Origin of the sequence: Pseudonocardia thermophila, assembly GCF_900142365.1 — a bacterium.
GTDB classification, from domain to species: domain Bacteria; phylum Actinomycetota; class Actinomycetes; order Mycobacteriales; family Pseudonocardiaceae; genus Pseudonocardia; species Pseudonocardia thermophila.
This window is the reverse complement of the sequence record NZ_FRAP01000009.1, coordinates 201,597-214,104: the sequence shown is the minus strand read 5'-3', so window position 1 is coordinate 214,104 and position 12,508 is coordinate 201,597. Positions and strand designations below refer to the sequence as shown.

General features: G+C 72.4%; 11 protein-coding genes and 1 pseudogene. 2 read left to right on the top strand and 10 right to left on the bottom strand.

What is annotated here, in order from left to right; genetic code table 11:
• Positions 1-300: pseudogene (locus BUE41_RS13920) on the top strand (allantoicase); the annotation flags it as partial.
• Positions 301-625: 325 nt separating this feature from the next.
• On the opposite strand, the gene BUE41_RS13915 reads toward BUE41_RS13920, so the two are convergent.
• The 9 genes from BUE41_RS13915 to BUE41_RS13875 all read right to left on the bottom strand — a co-directional run bounded on the left by BUE41_RS13915 (position 626) and on the right by BUE41_RS13875 (position 10,590).
• Complete coding sequence (locus BUE41_RS13915; protein WP_073457492.1) at positions 626-2,269, bottom strand: hypothetical protein; 1,644 nt, start codon at positions 2,267-2,269, stop codon at positions 626-628.
• 189 nt (positions 2,270-2,458) lie between these two features.
• Complete coding sequence (locus BUE41_RS13910) at positions 2,459-3,913, bottom strand: GH1 family beta-glucosidase (RefSeq protein ID WP_073457491.1); 1,455 nt, start codon at positions 3,911-3,913, stop codon at positions 2,459-2,461.
• A 42-nt stretch (positions 3,914-3,955) separates the two neighbouring features.
• Positions 3,956-4,870: a carbohydrate ABC transporter permease gene (locus BUE41_RS13905; RefSeq protein WP_073457490.1), complete on the bottom strand. Its 915-nt coding sequence runs from the start codon at positions 4,868-4,870 to the stop codon at positions 3,956-3,958.
• Positions 4,867-5,820, bottom strand: coding sequence for a carbohydrate ABC transporter permease (locus tag BUE41_RS13900; protein ID WP_143172144.1), 954 nt, complete (start codon positions 5,818-5,820; stop codon positions 4,867-4,869). Before BUE41_RS13900 ends, BUE41_RS13905 begins: the two co-directional genes overlap by 4 nt.
• A gap of 2 nt (positions 5,821-5,822) precedes the next feature.
• Entirely contained in the window at positions 5,823-7,130 is a 1,308-nt protein-coding gene (locus tag BUE41_RS13895) for an ABC transporter substrate-binding protein (protein ID WP_073457489.1), read from the bottom strand.
• A 164-nt stretch (positions 7,131-7,294) separates the two neighbouring features.
• The gene (locus BUE41_RS13890) at positions 7,295-8,317 is read right to left on the bottom strand and encodes a LacI family DNA-binding transcriptional regulator (protein ID WP_073457488.1); all 1,023 of its coding nucleotides are present in this window, start codon (positions 8,315-8,317) and stop codon (positions 7,295-7,297) included.
• A gap of 51 nt (positions 8,318-8,368) precedes the next feature.
• On the bottom strand, positions 8,369-9,259 hold the full coding sequence (locus tag BUE41_RS13885; RefSeq protein WP_234997244.1) for a pseudouridine synthase: 891 nt from the start codon (positions 9,257-9,259) through the stop codon (positions 8,369-8,371).
• 71 nt (positions 9,260-9,330) lie between these two features.
• The gene (locus BUE41_RS13880) at positions 9,331-10,245 is read right to left on the bottom strand and encodes a helix-turn-helix domain-containing protein (protein WP_073457487.1); all 915 of its coding nucleotides are present in this window, start codon (positions 10,243-10,245) and stop codon (positions 9,331-9,333) included.
• Between the two features lie 114 nt (positions 10,246-10,359).
• Positions 10,360-10,590 (bottom strand): DUF397 domain-containing protein, encoded by a 231-nt coding sequence (locus tag BUE41_RS13875; RefSeq protein ID WP_073457486.1) that lies wholly within the window; start codon positions 10,588-10,590, stop codon positions 10,360-10,362.
• A gap of 286 nt (positions 10,591-10,876) precedes the next feature.
• On the opposite strand from BUE41_RS13875, the gene BUE41_RS30230 reads away from it, so the two are divergent.
• Positions 10,877-11,161 (top strand): hypothetical protein, encoded by a 285-nt coding sequence (locus BUE41_RS30230; protein ID WP_073457485.1) that lies wholly within the window; start codon positions 10,877-10,879, stop codon positions 11,159-11,161.
• Between the two features lie 64 nt (positions 11,162-11,225).
• Here BUE41_RS30230 and BUE41_RS13865 read toward each other — a convergent pair whose 3' ends face one another.
• On the bottom strand, positions 11,226-12,494 hold the full coding sequence (locus BUE41_RS13865; RefSeq protein ID WP_073457484.1) for an MGH1-like glycoside hydrolase domain-containing protein: 1,269 nt from the start codon (positions 12,492-12,494) through the stop codon (positions 11,226-11,228).
• Between the last annotated feature and the right edge of the window lie 14 nt (positions 12,495-12,508).

Below are 12,508 nucleotides of genomic sequence, written 5' to 3'. Positions count from 1 at the left end.
GAGGTCGCGCTCGCCTGCGAGGGCACGATCGCGGTCGCCGAGCTGGACACCAGCTGGTTCCTGCACAACGCACCCGCCGCCGCACAGCTGTCCGGACACGGCGGCGACGGCCGTTGGCGGCCACTGCTGGCGCGCACCCCGCTCGTGCCGGACACCCGGCACCGGTTCGTGCTGGACGCGCACGAGCCGGTCACGCACGTGCGGCTGGACGTCCACCCGGACGGCGGCATGGCGCGGCTGCGGCTGCACGGGCGGCCCACCGAGCGCGGGCTGGCGGCGCTGACCCGGCGCTGGGGTTGACGGGAGGGGCCGGAAGACCGCAGTGCTGCCTGCGCTCTGCTCCTTCCGCGCAGAGCGCGGCTCGCGCGCCTGTGGGTCGACAACAGCCCTGCGCTGGATCGGTGAGTCGCTCGCGCGGTGCTCGCGCCCTCCGCCGTCGTCGACGCGCGCGAGCTGTGTGGGTCCGCCGTGGTCACCGTGCGGTGGTGCTCGGTCAGGAGCGGCGGGACAGTCCGGGTGGTGAGACCGGGGCGCTGTCGCAGCGGATCGCGTCTACCGGAGCTTCCTTCTCACCACGAAATGGCAGGAGAGTGGCTCTCCGACCATCAGGGCGGCGCGGCGGGTGTCAGCCGAGCAGGGCGTGCACCGTGTTGCTCAGCAGCCGCGTGACCGTGCCGATCAGGCCTCGTGGCTGATCACCCGCCGACTCGTCGTCCTCGGAGCCCTCCGCGTCAGCGTCGTCGTCGGCGTCGTCGGTGTCCTCGTCGTCGGTGTCCTCGTCGGTGTCCTCGTCGTCGGTGTCCTCGTCGGTGTCCTCGTCGTCGGTGTCCTCGTCGGTGTCCTCGTCGTCGGACGCGGAGTCGCTGCCCTCGTCGCGCTCGGCGCGGGAGCTGCCGCCGGCGGCGGGGGAGTCGTCGGACGGATCGGTCGCGTCGTCGTCAGCGTCCGAGTCCTCCTCCGTCGTCGAGCCGGTGCTGCGCGCAGCCGGCGCCGGGCCGGCGGACGAGCCCTCGCTCGACGGGCCGCTACCGGATGGTCCGCTGCTCGACGGACCGGCGCTGGAGGGGCTGCTGCTCGGCGGAGCGCTGCTGGAGGGGGTGCTGGTCGAACCGTCACTGGTCGGCTCCCCGGCGGACGGTCCCGGCGCCGAATCGGCCCCACCCGAACCTGAGGGCTCGGCCGGCGGCGAGGGTGGCTCGGAGACCAGTGCAGTCGGTTCGTTCGGCTCCGGTCGGGTCGAGCCGGCCGACACCGACGGTTCGTTCGCGGGTCCCGCAGTGATGGGCCCGGACGGCTCCCCAGCGGGCGGGGAATGGGTCGTCCCCGGCTCGGCGGGCGGTGCGGCTGGTCCGGCAGGGGCTGGACTCTGGTCGGGCGGTGGCGGAGGGGCCGCCGAGACACCCGGATCGGCCGGCGGCGCCCCGCTGGACGGCGGGGCGGGCTGGGCCGACACGGCAAGCCCAGTGGGTGGCGCAGCGGCCTGTGCCGATGGGGTCACCGTGGGCGCGGAGGCGAGCGGGCCGAGCCCGGTCGGGTCCGGGGACTCCAGCACCGGCGGAAGGCTCGGGATGATCTCGCCGCCGACGACCGCGACGATGATCTCGGCGTGCTCCTTGGCGAGGAGCTCGCGGCCTTCGTCGGGCCGCACTGCGGCCAGCTCCCGCTCGGCGACGGCCAGCGCGGCCGCGGCAGCGGGGCGGTCACCGCGGGCGAGTGCCTCCCGCGCGGCCAGGTGCAGCTTGCTCACGTCGAGAGCGGCCTCGATGGAGCGGGCCTTCTCCGCGTAGAAGACCTTGGCGACCGGCCACAGCGCGCCGCCGGGCTCGGCCTCGTACGCGGCGATGGCCAGCCCGGATCCGGCGATCGCGACGATCGTGGCGGCGACGGCGAACCGGCGCACGTACGGCCCGGCGCCCGCGGCTTCGTGCCGGCGACCGATGAGCGCGGGCGGCGGGGGCTGCGGATCGGGCACGGGCTGTAACCGAGGTGCGGCCCGCACCAGCTCGGGCTCGCCGTCCTGCGCCGGGGTCTCGGCCTCCGGCGCGGCCGACTCCGCCTTCAGCGCGCCCGAGTCGGCGGTCTCCGGTCGCACCTCCGCCACCCACGCCGCGAACATGGCGGCGAGCTCGTCCTGGACGGGATCACCGGTCGGCGGTTTCGGGGTACCCGAGGTCGCGAAGTGCTCGACGAACTCGTCGTCGGCTCGCAAGGCGGCGAGATCGAGCGGATCGCCCGACTCGGTACCGCGCTGCGGGTCGTCGTCGCGCAAGACCGGGCCCCTCCCATCGGGCGGTGTCGTCGAGCATCGGAACCGGTCGACCGGGACGCACTGTACCTCCCGTCGATCCGGAGGCCACTCCGGTGTCGCCCATAGGTCAGCTCGTCGTTCGTCTCGAAACCGTTACGACCCGCACGTGCGAACTCCGGTCCTGGTCAGGGCCCGATTTCGCGTGAACGTTCAATCGAGCAAGATCCGCTCGACGGCGTTCGCGCGGGCGGTCGCCGCGTAGAACCAGGCGCTGTCCTTCGGGGTGCGCCGCTGAGTGGCGTAGTCGACGGCGACGATCCCGAACCGCTTGGAGTAACCGTGCGACCACTCGAAGTTGTCCAGGAGCGACCAGACGTAGTAGCCGGTGACCGGAGCTCCCGCGCTGATGGCCTCGTGCACGGCGGCGAGGTGGTCGCGCAGGTACGCGATGCGCTCGGGATCGGCGACCCGCCCGTCCGGGCCGGGTTCGTCGGGGTACGCGGCGCCGTTCTCGGTCACCATCAGCTCCAGCCCCGGCCGCTCCGCGGCCACCCGCAGCAGCAGCTCGCGCAGGCCGCGCGGATCGATCGTCCACCCCATCGCAGTGCACGGTGCCCCGTGCTGGACGGGGAACTCGACGTCGTCGGCGGCCACCCACGGCCGTGCGCCGCCGCCGGCGTGCCCGTCCGCGCCCTCGCGGGGGCGTTCGCGGGTCCAGTGCCGCACGTGGGTCGGGTGGTAGTAGTTGACGCCCAGCGCGTCGATCGGCGCCGAGATCACCTCGAGGTCGCCGGGCAGCACGAACGACCAGTCGGTGACGGCCGCGGTGTCGGCGAGGACGTCGGCGGGGTAGCGGCCGTGCAGGATCGGGTCGAGGAACACCCGGTTCTGCAGGCCGTCGATGCGGCGGGCGGCGTCGGCGTCGCGCTCGGAGTCGGTTTCCGGGCGCACCCACGCGAGGTTCAGGGTGATGCTGACCCGCGCGTTCGGCGCGGCCTCCCGGATGGCCGCGACGGCGAGGCCGTGGGCGAGGTTGAGGTGGTGCACCGCCCGCAGCGCGGCCACGTCGTCGGTGCGGCCCGGCGCGTGCACGCCGCTGGCGTAGCCGAGGTAGGCCGAGCAGAACGGCTCGTTGAGCGTGGTGAAGCGGGTGACCCGGTCGCCGAGCCGGGCGGCCACCACGGAGGCGTACTCGGCGAACCGCTGCGCGGTGGCCCGGTTCGCCCAGCCGTCTGCGTCCTCCAGCGCCTGGGGGAGGTCCCAGTGGTACAGCGTCAGCATGGGCGTGATCCCGGCGGCGAGCAGTTCGTCCACCAGCGACGAGTAGAACGCGATCCCGGCCTCGTTGACCGGGCCGAGCGCGTCGGCGGTGACGTGCGGGGTGATCCGTGACCACGACACCGAGAACCGGTAGGCCGTGATGCCCAGCTCGGCCATCAGCGCGACGTCCTCGCGGTAGCGGTGGTAGTGGTCGGCGGCGACGTCACCGGTGTCGCTGTTCAGGACCTTGCCGGGGGTGTGGGAGAAGGTGTCCCAGATCGACGGGGTGCGGCCGTCCTCCGCGACGGCGCCCTCGATCTGGTAGGCGGCGGTCGCCGCGCCCCAGAGGAAGCCGTCGGGGAAGCGCAGCAGCTCGGTGCGCCGGGCAGGCTGGATGGCGGTCATGGTGCCTTTCGGGGAGAACGGGGTGGGCGGAGGAACCGGACGTCAGCCCTTGACGGCGCCGGCGATGATGCCGCCGACGATCTGGCGGCCGAGCAGCAGGAACACGACGATCACCGGCAGGGTGCCGACGAGCGTGCCGGCCATGATCACGCTCGTGTCGGGGACGTAGCCGGTGCCGAGGTTGGCCAGCGCCACCTGCACGGTCGGGTTCGACGAGTCGAGGGTGATGACCGGCCAGAAGAAGTCGTTCCAGGTCGTCATGAAGGTCAACATGGCGAGCACGGCCATGCCCGGCCGGCAGATCGGCAGCACGACGCTCCAGAATGTCCGCAGCATGGTGGCGCCGTCGATCTTGGCGGCGTCGAGCAGCTCGTCGGGCAGCGCCTGCACGACGTACTGACGCATGAAGAACACGCCGAACGCGCCGACCAGCGACGGCAGGATCACCGACGCCAGGTTGCCGGCCAGGCCGAGCGCGACCATGAGGCTGTAGAGCGGCACGACGCCGAGGCTCGGCGGGATCATCATCGTGCCGACGGCGAGCCCGAACAGCTGGGTGCGTCCGCGGAAGCGCAGCTTGGCGAACGCGAAGCCGGCCAGCGTGCACAGCAGCACGGTGCTGACCGTCACCACGCCGGCGACGAAGAACGTGTTCGCCAGCGCGAGCCCCAGGTCCTGCTGGGCGAGCGCCTTCTCGATGTTGTCCAGCAGCAGCGGGCCCGGGGTCATCGGGGGCGGCAACTGCGCCATCTCCGACATCGGCCGGCTCGCGGCGACGATCATGTAGTAGAAGGGCAGCACGAACAGCACGGCCGTCACGCCGAGCACGGTGCAGGCGAGCGGACCGGCCGAGGTGACGCCGCGCCGGGTGCGCCGCCGGGCCGGGGGCTCCTCGGTCACGGTCCGGGTGGACACGCGGTGGGTTCGCGTGGTGTCGGGGCCGGCGGTCACGGTCATGCCGCACGCTCCCGGCGCCGGGCGAGCCAGGTGTTGATCAGCACCAGCACGACGATCACCGCGAACGTCACCCAGGCCACGGTCGCGGCCCGGCCGAGCTGCCCGAACGTCCAGCCCTGCTCGTACATGAACAGGCCGAGGGTCTGGTACTGCCCGAGCGCGCCGCCGGTCGGCTGCCCGCCGCCGAAGATCAGCGGCTCGCCGAAGACCTGGCTGGCCCCGATCGTGGAGACGACGATCGTGAACAGGATGGTCGGGCGCAGCCCGGGCAGGGTGACGTGGAGGAACTGCTGCCAGCGGCTGGCGCCGTCGATCGCGGCGGCCTCGTAGAGGTCCTGCGGGATCGACTGCATCCCGGCGAGGTAGATCAGCGCGTTGTAGCCGGTCCAGCGCCAGATGATGATGATCGAGATGGCGATCTGGGCTGTCCAGTCGCCGTTGCGCCAGTCGATCGAGTCGATGCCGACCAGGCCGAGCAGCCAGTTGATGGCGCCGGCGTCACGGGCGAACAGCTGGGTGAACACCAGCGTCGCCGCCGCGACCGACGTCGCGTACGGCATGATCATCGAGACCCGGAAGAACGTGCGGCCGCGCAGCTTGTAGTTGAGCAGATGGGCCAGGCCCAGCGCCATCAGCAGCTGCGGCACGGTCGACAGGATGCCGATCGTGATCGTCTTCCAGAGCGCGTTGTAGAACTGCGGGTTCGTGAACAGCCAGATGTAGTTGTCCAGGCCGATCCACGACATCGAGCCGCCGAGCCGGTAGCGGTGCAGGCTGATCCACGCCGTGTAGATCAGCGGGAACAGCCCGAACGCCCCGAACACGAGGAAGAACGGCGCGATGTAGACGTACGGTGCACTGCGGCCCTCCCACCGGTGGAGGCGGGAGCGCCACGCCGGCCGGGCGGAGGTCGCGGTTCCGGCTGGCGTGGGGTCCAGGGAGAGCGTCACGGTCAGCCGACCTGCTGGCGGACGTCCCGCAGGGCGTTGGCCCAGGCGTCGGCGGGGGAGACCCCGTTCGCCTCGACGGACAGCAGCGCCTTGTTCATCGCCTTCTTCACCACGCCGTCGTCGGGACCGAGGACCTGCACCGGGGCGGCCTCCGCGGAGGCGGAGTAGATCTGGCCGATCGGGGCGCCGTTGAAGTACGGGTCGGTGGTGTTGCTGACCTGGGCGATGGCCTCCTTCGTCGACGGGAAGTTGCCGACCGAGTTGAAGATGCGTGCCTGCTGCTCGGGCGCGGTGAGCCAGGCGATCAGCTCGGCGGCCTCCTGCTTGTGCTCGCTCGCGGCGGGGATGCCCAGGTAGGAGCCGCCCCAGTTGCCGCCCTTGCCGCCGGGCAGCGGGACGACGTTCCACTTGCCCGAGCCGGCGTCGCCGGCTTTGCCCTTGATGTAGCCGATCATCCAGGACGGGCAGGCGATCGTGGCGAATGTGCCGGCGCCGAAGCCGGAGTCCCAGCCGGGGTCGATGAACTGCTCCAGCCGGGCGGTGAGCCCCGCCTGCGCGGCGCCCGCGGCCATGTCGAACGCGGCCTTCACCGCCGGGTTCGAGTCGACGACGAGCGTGCCCGACTCGTCGTAGTAGATCTTCTGCTCGGTGGAGACGATCGCGTTGTAGAGCCCGCCCGCGGAGTCGATCCAGGCGCTTCCGGCCGGGGCGTTGCGCTGGTACTCGGCGCCGAGGGCGAGGAAGTCCTGCCAGCTGCCCATGCGGGCGGCGAGCGCGGCGGGCTCGGTCGGCAGGCCGGCCTGACCGACGAGGTCGGTGCGGTAGCAGATGGCCATCGGCCCGATGTCGGTGCCGAGGCCGAGCACCGCGCCGTCCTTGGTGGTGGCGGCCTTCTGCTTCCAGTCGAGGTAGTTGGGCAGGTTCGCCGCGGCGGGGGTCTCGCGCAGGTCGGTCCACAGATCTGCCTGGTTGGTCACGACCTCGGAGATGCGGGCGACCTCGATGCCCTGCACGTCGGAGGCGCCCTTGCCGGACGTGAGTCGGGTCTGCAGGGCGGGCCAGTACTTGTCCTCGCCCTGCGTCGACTCGTACTTGATCGTGATGCCCGGATGGGCCCGCTCGTACTCCTCGAGCAGCCCGCTCTCCTGGTAGCCGAAGGTGCCGAACAGGCTGACCGTCAGCTCGACGGGACCGCCGCCGGACGCGCCGGCGCCCGAGCCGGATCCGCACGCGGAGAGGGCGAGCGCGGCGCTGGTGACCAACGCGGCCAGTGCCGCGACACGGCGCCTGCGCGGGGACGGGATGTGCATCGTTGCCTCCGGGAGCGGGATGAGAGAGCGCTCTCACGAACGGGTGACAGCGTGGCGCCGACCACGTGATCCTGTCAAGAGAGCGCTCTCACGAGCGTTCATGATCGGGTTCGGGTCGACCGGTCCGCGGTGCGCACCGCGGACCGGTCGACCCGAACGCGGTCTCATGCGCTGTCCCGGACCACCAGCTCGGCCGGCATGAGCACCGGTTCGGGCACCTCGCCGTCCTCGATGGTGCGCAGCAGCTGGCGGGCCAGCGTCGCACCCATGTCCACCACGGGCTGGCGGACGGTGGTCAGCCCGGGCCGGACCGTCGCCGCGAGCGGGGAGTCGTCGAACCCGACGACCGCGATGTCGTCAGGCACCGACCGGCCGGCGTCCGCGATCGCCTGGAACGCACCCAGCGCCATCAGGTCGCTCGCCGCGAACACCCCGTCGACGTCGGGATGGGTCGCGAGCAGGTCGGCCATCGCCCGCCTGCCGCTCTCCATCGAGAAGTCGCCGTCCACGACGACCCCGGTCAGTCCGCGCTCCGTCAGCTCGGTGAGGAACCCGTGCTCGCGGTCCAGGGCGGCGGTCATGTCCCGCGGGCCGGTGATCGTCGCCAGCTTGGTGCGGCCGATGTCGGCCAGGCGCGCCGCCGCGAGCCGGCCGCCCCCGACGTTGTCGGCGGACACGTAGCTCACACCCTCGATCGGCACGAGCGGGCGGCCCATGAGCATCACCGGGATGCCGGCCGCGTGCAGCGCCCGGGGGAGCGGGTGGTCGCCGTGCAGCGAGACCAGGATCGCGCCGTCGAGGTGCCCGGCGCGGGCGAAGCGCTCGAACCGCAGCCGGTCCGCCTCGAGGTGGACGATCGAGAAGACCAGCTGCACGTCCTGCTCGGCCACCGCCTCGTGGGCTCCGCGCAGCGCCAGCGCGAAGTGCGGATCGTTGAAGAACCGCTCCTCCGGCTCGGTGACGACGAACGCGATCGAGCCGCTGCGCCGCGTCATGAGCGCGCGGGCGGCCCGGTTGGTCACGTAGCCCAGCTGTTCGGCGGCGCGCAGCACCGCCTCGCGGGACCGCTCGGTGACCCGCGTCGACCCCGAGAGGACGCGGCCCGCGGTGGCCCGGGACACGCCGGCCAGCGCCGCCACCGACTCGAGCGTCGGTGCGGTGCGACCCGTCGATCGGGGAGCAGCCATGCGCAGATGATGCCAGCCGCCGCGCCGGTGGCCAGTCGGTCGCCAGCGCGGTCAGCCGTCCGGCCAGGCGTCCAGCCGGCGTCGCGAGCGGAAGCTGCGCAGCTCGCCGGTGATCGGGTCGGTGAACTCCAACGTGGCCGCGAGCAGCTGCAACGGGTTCGTGAAGTCGTCTAGCGGCCGCTCGGTGAGCACCGGGTAGAAGTCGTCGCCGATGATCGGGATCCCGAGCCGGTGCATGTGCAGGCGCAGCTGGTGGGTGCGCCCGGTGGCCGGGGCGAGCCGGTAGCGGCCGAGCCCGCCGCGGTGCTCGAGCAGCTCGACGAGCGTCTCGGCGTTGGGCGGTCCGTCGACCTCACGGGCCTGGATGATCCCGCGCTCCTTGACGATGCGGCTGCGCACCGTCTGCGGCAGCGGCAGGTCCGGGTCGTACGGGGCGATCGCCTCGTAGGTCTTGCGCACCCGCCGGTCGCGGAACAGCGTCTGGTAGGCGCCGCGGTGCTCGCGGTTGATCACGAACATCAGCAGCCCGGCCGTCATCCGGTCCAAGCGGTGCGCGGGTGAGAGCTCGGGCAGACCGTGCTCCCGGCGCAGCCGCACGAGCGCGGTCTCGAGGATGTGCTGGCCGCGCGGGATCGTGGCCATGAAGTGCGGCTTGTCGACAACCAGCAGCAGGTCGTCGCGGTGCACGACCTCGATCTCGAACGGCACCGGCGCCTCCACCGGCAGGTCCCGGTGGAACCACACGTACTCGGCGGGCCGGTACGGGGTGTCAGGCGTGATCGGGCCGTCCCGGCCGACGAACCGCTGCTCGGCGAGCATCGCGTCGATCCGCTCGACCGGGACCCGCTTGAGCCGTTCGACGAGGTGGTCGCGCATCGTCGCCCACCGCGTCTCGGCCGGGGTGCGCAGGCGCACCGCATCCAGCCCGTGGCGCTGCTCCAACGGTGACGCGGGCAGCCTGCGCCCTCGACCCAATCCGTGCCCGTTCCGTCCCGGTCCGTGCAGTCCGCCCGCTACAGCTCGTCCCGGATCGCCAGCAGGATCGGTTCCGTCCGGTTCGGCTGTTCGACCTGGGCGCACAGCCGGTCCATGACGGCGGCGTAGTGCTCGACGTCCGGCCGCTTGTCCAGGTACAGGGCGCTGGTGAGCTGCTCCAGGTAGACGATGTCCGGCAGGTCGGGCTCCGCGAACCGCAGGATCGTGAACGGACCGCCGGCCGCGGCGTGGCCGCCGTAGCGCAGCGGTGCGATCTGGATCGAGATCGAGGGCAGCCGGTTCATCTCGAGCAGGTGATCGATCTGCTCGCGCATCAGCTGCGGGCTGCCCAGCCCGCGGCGCAGCGCCGCCTCGTCGATCACCGCCCACAGCCGCGGCCCGTTGCCGGACAGGAAGATCTCCTGGCGGCGCATCCGCAGCTCGACCCGACGCTCGACCTCGAGCGTGTCGGTCCGGGCGAGCTGGGTGACCGCGCGGGCGTAGTCGCGGGTCTGCAGCAGCCCCGGCAAGAACTGCAGCTCGTACGTGCGGATCAGCGACGCCGCCTGCTCCAGCCCGAGGTAGGTCTCGAACCAGGTCTCCAGCAGGTCGGAGTAGCGGTGCCACCAGCCCGGAGCGTTGGCCTGCCGGGCCAGGCTGAGGAACTCGGCGCGTTCAGTGGGGTCGGTGACGCCGTACAGCGTGATGAGGTCGGCGACGTCGCGCTCCTTGAAGCCGACGCGGCCGAGCTCGAGCCGGCTGATCTTGGCGGGCGACGCCCGGATCGCCTCGCCCGCCTGCTCGCGCGTGACACCCGCGGCCTCCCGCCGGCGACGCAGCTGAGCCCCGAGAGCGATGCGCAGGACCGTCGGGCCGGAGGCCGACGAACCACTGGACAGAACGTCAGCGCGACCCGCGGAGTAGTCCGCGGACTCACCCCGCAGCACGTTCATATTCAGGACCTCCCCGTTCGGGGGAACACTGTGCCGTGAACGGGCGTCCCTCGGCAAGTCGCGGACGGGTGGAACCGCCTCGACGGCTACGGGGCGTGGTGGATCACACGGAAATCACACGGCCAGATCATCGAACTCACCCGCTCGGGCACCCTCGAGGAACGCGGCGATTTCGGCGGGTGTGTAGACGATCACAGGGCCGTTCGGGAAACGGGAGTTGCGCATCGCGACCTCGCCGCTGGGGAGTTTTGCCAGCTCAACGCAGTTTCCGGTGGGGTTGCTCGCGCTGGCCTTCCGCCAGATGAGGGGCTGCTCGTTCAGATGCACGTGCAGATGGTCATGCATCAGAGCTTGCGCGCGCAAGCCGGACGGGCCACGATCCCATGCGGGCGCGGAACCCGATCGGATGTCGACCAGAACGGGCGGCGCGTTCACGGACTGTCACATCCAGTCGCGTGGGGGGAAGAAGATGAGCTATGCGTGGGGGGCGGGTGGTGCGGGGAGAAGCCCCGCGCCGGGCCCGCTGCACACCTCGATCGGAATCGTCCGGGGGGTGAGCAGCAGGAGCCCGGCTCCCGCTTCGCCCCGGCGGCACCGGCAGGACGCACCGCCGGCCGCAGTGTCCCAGTCGATGTCCGGGCCTGCCGCACCGCAGGCCGAGGACGAGGAGGAGACCGGCACCGAGCCCGCCGCCGGCTCCCGGAAGCCCTCGGAGCTCGAACTGCGGCGCCTCGCCGCGGAGCTCGCGCCGATGGTGGACGTCTGGCAGCGCCTGCTCGACCAGCACCTCCCCGACCGGGCGGGCCGGTGCCAGACGTGCACGAAGGGCGGAACGGGGTTGCCGGCGGCTCCCTGGCCCTGTTCGATCCACGGCATCGCCGACCTCGCCCGGCAGTGGCACGACCGCTCGGCCTGACCTGACGGCCCCGACCGTCCCGAGCCTGACCCGGACCGCCTGGCCCCCGACCTCGCGGTCCGGGTCACCCCAGCAGGTCCAGCGTCACCGAGGCCGTCCACGAGTGCTCGTGCGGGCCGATCGGTTCCCCGGTGATCGGCTCGTAGAACTCGGCGAACGAGTGATCGCCGAGCATCTCCAGCGCGGCGTCGCGCAGCACGGCGCGCAGGTCCCACGCCCCGTCCCGGGTCGCCGCCCACACGAGCGCCAGCACCATCCACGGCGACACCGGGCCCCGCCAGCGCTCCCGGCGGCGGAACTCGGGGTGCGACGGCGACACCGTCGGCGGCAGCGGGTGGCGCAGCACCGGGTGCCCCATCCAGTCGTCGCCGAGCAGGATCGCTCGCTGCGCGGCGAGCACGTCCACGTCCCCGCCGGCGATGAGCGGGGCGAACCCGGCGATCGTCACCTGGTCCAGCCACACGCCGGCGCGCACGTCGTAGTCGCGGGCCAGGCCGGTCCGCGGGTCGATCGTGGCCGCGATCCCGGCCCGGAAGCGGGCGGCGTCCTGCTCGAGCTCCTCGGCGACCTCGGTGCGGCCCACCTCGTCGGCCAGTTCGGCCAGGACCTCCGCGGAGCCCGCCAGCAAGGCCGACGCCAGCACGTCCCGCACCCGGAACTCGGCCACTTCGCGCACCGCGGTCTCGTCCCAGCCGACCGCGTGCATCCGATCGAGCAGGTACCACTCGCGCTCGGCCCGGCTGGCCCCCGGATGCGGCCCGGTGCGCGACAGCGGGGCGTCCCAACGCGGACAGGCGGCGAACATCGACTCCCACGGGTGGTGGATCTCGACCAGCCCGACCCCGTCCGGGTCCCGGTGAGTGACCGTCCAGCGGTGCGCGGCGAGGAGGACGTCGAACACGTTCGCGACGTACTCCTCGGCGAGGTCCATCTCCGCGCCGCCGTTGTCGCGGCCGCGCTCCAGGATCATGCGCGCCGCGATCGGCTGGCCCGGCAGCGCGGCCAGCCCGCTGGTCGGCGCCGGATCCGGGTGCTTGGCGTACGCGGTGGTGCTCCAGCGCCGCGGGTCGAACCCCCAGCCGATGCCCGGGTCGTCGAACACGCACAGCGGCAGCATCCCGGTGCGCCACTGCGCAGCGAGCAGACCGTCCAGCTCCGCCATCGCGCGCCGCAGATCCGTCCGGGCCAGGCCGGCGACGACGAGGATCGATGCCCGGTGCCAGCGGTAGTTCCGGCTCGGATCGGGCACGGCCGCGATGATCCGGCCGCGGTCGTTCCGGCGCAGGACGGCCGCAGCGGCGTCGCGCAGGATCGTGCTCTGGAGCCGGGTCACCGGAGCATGGAATC